Origin of the sequence: Bradyrhizobium sp. sGM-13, assembly GCF_018398875.1 — a bacterium.
Taxonomy (GTDB): domain Bacteria; phylum Pseudomonadota; class Alphaproteobacteria; order Rhizobiales; family Xanthobacteraceae; genus Bradyrhizobium.
In genome coordinates, this window is record NZ_JAGWDK010000211.1 from 1 (window position 1) to 402 (window position 402).

At 65.2% G+C, this 402-nt stretch carries 1 pseudogene; it reads left to right on the forward strand.

Annotated elements, in window-relative coordinates:
• Window positions 1-28 precede the first annotated feature (28 nt).
• Window positions 29-402: pseudogene (locus KJQ96_RS38815) on the forward strand (serine recombinase); the annotation flags it as partial.

Sequence of the window (402 nt, forward strand, 5' to 3'; positions counted from 1 at the left end):
CGAGAAAGCGTGTAGCGCGTTCAGCAATATGCGGATCGATGCAGCGGTGTCGGCGGAAGTGCTGCGGGCGATCTCGCCGCTGGCGCTCGAGGCGGCGCTGGAGGTGATTTCCGGTCGAAAGCAAGCCGGCAGCGAGCGGCTGCGGCAAACTGGGCTCGCCCTGGATCAGGCCCGTTATGAGGCGGCGCACGCACGTCGCCAATATGACGCCGTTGATCCCGATAACCGGCTGGTCGCTGGCGAGCTCGAACGGCGGTGGAATGACTGTCTCGCAACGGTCGCGCGACTAGAAGATCAGATCCGGACCTTGCGCGGCGAGCAGCCGAGCGCCATCGTCGATGACGAGCGCATGGCGCTTATGGCGCTCGCCAGTGACCTTCCAGCGCTCTGGAACGATCCAGC